Below are 1,937 nucleotides of genomic sequence, written 5' to 3'. Positions count from 1 at the left end.
AAAGCCCCTTTAATTCGATTTACCGTTGACAGACAGTTAAATAGTGCGTCGACACCTAGCTAATTCATCAATATTTTGCGTTCTAAGCCATTTTAAAGATAATTTAATATAAATACACCTGTTAAGCAAAGAAATGCGTCAGAAGCCAAAATACGAGCCCTGAGAGCAAACCTGTTGGTACAACAGCATACAAATAATTTTTTATTTCAAACCAGCTCATTTTTTTATGAGTTTGATTAATTTCAGTAGATAACCGATTAGCGACTTGGTCCATAGTCCCTTGAACGGTCTGGTTTAGGCTGTCGTTTAGGGCTTTCAACGTGTTGTTGTTGTCCTGTTGGACGCTGTTTATCTGTTGCAATTCGTCGATTGTTTTGCGATTGACCGTCTTTGTTTGTTCGTTGAACTGATTTTGAGCGTCTTTGAGCAGAGCGACTAATCGTTCTCTGCTGGTTTCTTTGCTGTTCTCTAAATTGTTCAAGGTCTCTTGAAAGGCTTGATTGACCTTTTGGCTGGCTTGGTCGATTTGTGTCAGCTGTTCGGTCAGTTCGATTTGTTGTTTGCTTTGTAGTTGAATTTGTGTGCCCTGATAGTTCCTGATTTCTTTCAGGGTCTGATTGAGCGCTGTTAAATCTGTTTGTATCTGGGTTTCTGGTATCTGTTTGGTTGTATCTTTGGTCTCTGGTACGTCTTTCCAACTCATTGTAAATTGCCCCCTTTTCGTAAGCTGTGCCGAGTTTGTTACCACGTGCTTTATAATTCGTGCCTGTGAGCTGATAGGTAAGGTCTTTTCCTCGTTCCCATACATCTATCGCCTTTTGCTTTAAATCGTCTCTAAACGTCTGAAAATCGCGAATAAGGGGATTAGACATCGTGCTATCAACGGCTTGTCTGATTTGGTCTTTCCATGTGGGTTGCCCACGATCATGCATTTTAATTTCTGCCATAGAACGTTTTTCATAGCGTTCAGGGTCAACTTTCGTAACTTCAAGCCCATGTTTTTGTATGATTTCATCGGTATTATGGACTAATTTTTCGCGGTATTCTTGCCAGTTACCGTGCATTTTTTCCCTGTTTCTAAGTCGATTGCTCCAATGACGGCATGAATGTGTAAAGCGTCCGTGTCGGCATGTTCGTATAAAGCGACTTGCTGATTAGGGTAGGTTTTTTGATACACTTCTTTGGCAATATCGAGCGCTTTTTGTTGGTCATCTTCGTTTGTCGGGTCAAATTCTTTGGGACTAAACGAGATACGGCTAGCATACGCCTGCGTCTTGCCTTGATTGCCATACACTTCACGGACTTGTTTGAATTGACTTTTTGCGTAGTCAACATCAAGGTTTAGTCCGTCTTTTAAGACCGCTCGTTTTTCGGCGTAATTGACAAGGCGTGACGCGCTGGTAGACCTTTTTATGTGAGTTGTTGCCATATGTGTGCCACCTCACTTTGCAGTTCCTGCAATTCTTGGGCAGGAACATTACCCCCTTGATTGGCGTGTTTGGCTAATTGATTGAGATTACCCCCAATTTTTGCTAATTGACGGGTTAATGCTTGGGCTTCTTCTGCGCCAATCAAGGGGGCAACGATCCGTGCCCCTTGTGCCTTCTTTTTGACAAAAGCAGGCACGGACATATTTAAAGTTTTCGCTGACTGCGAAAGCTTTAAATAGTCCTGCTCGCTCACTCTAAAATTGATTTGCCGACTGTCTTTCCGATTGGGTTGTTTATCGGATAGAGAGCTAGCCATATTGTGTTGTTCGCTCACAAGTCCCACCCCCTTTGTTTTGCCTTTCAGGCAAGTGAATTGATTGATTAAGCTTGTAAAAACCTAAGGGTTTCTACTCACATAATAAACCAATTCACGGGGTTTGGAAACCAATTCACGGGGTTTGGCAAGCAACCCACATGCTAGCCACTTACGTGTCTGATGTGGTGCTT

The 1,937-nt window shown here is 42.5% G+C and carries 3 protein-coding genes; all 3 read right to left on the bottom strand.

Annotated features, from left to right (window positions below; translation table 11 throughout):
• Positions 1-257 precede the first annotated feature (257 nt).
• Genes NBRC111893_RS10500 through NBRC111893_RS10495 form a run of 3 tightly spaced genes read right to left on the bottom strand, consistent with a single transcriptional unit; the run spans position 258 to position 1,764 of the window.
• On the bottom strand, positions 258-1,064 hold the full coding sequence (locus NBRC111893_RS10500; RefSeq protein WP_439957187.1) for a relaxase family protein: 807 nt from the start codon (positions 1,062-1,064) through the stop codon (positions 258-260).
• Positions 1,028-1,429 (bottom strand): relaxase/mobilization nuclease domain-containing protein, encoded by a 402-nt coding sequence (locus tag NBRC111893_RS12325; RefSeq protein WP_439957186.1) that lies wholly within the window; start codon positions 1,427-1,429, stop codon positions 1,028-1,030. Before NBRC111893_RS12325 ends, NBRC111893_RS10500 begins: the two co-directional genes overlap by 37 nt.
• A complete protein-coding gene (locus NBRC111893_RS10495) occupies positions 1,411-1,764 on the bottom strand; it encodes a MobC family plasmid mobilization relaxosome protein (RefSeq protein ID WP_191984853.1) in 354 nt (117 codons plus the stop codon). The genes NBRC111893_RS12325 and NBRC111893_RS10495 overlap by 19 nt, the downstream gene beginning before the upstream one ends.
• Between the last annotated feature and the right edge of the window lie 173 nt (positions 1,765-1,937).

Source organism: Lentilactobacillus kosonis, from assembly GCF_003864335.1.
Taxonomy (GTDB): domain Bacteria; phylum Bacillota; class Bacilli; order Lactobacillales; family Lactobacillaceae; genus Lentilactobacillus; species Lentilactobacillus kosonis.
This window is presented reverse-complemented; position numbering and strand designations above follow the sequence as displayed.

Coding starts and splice junctions, on each gene's coding strand:
- NBRC111893_RS10500 (WP_439957187.1), bottom strand. CDS start 1,064: ATGCACGGTAACTGGCAAGAATACCGCGAAAAATTAGTCCATAATACC.
- NBRC111893_RS12325 (WP_439957186.1), bottom strand. CDS start 1,429: ATGGCAACAACTCACATAAAAAGGTCTACCAGCGCGTCACGCCTTGTC.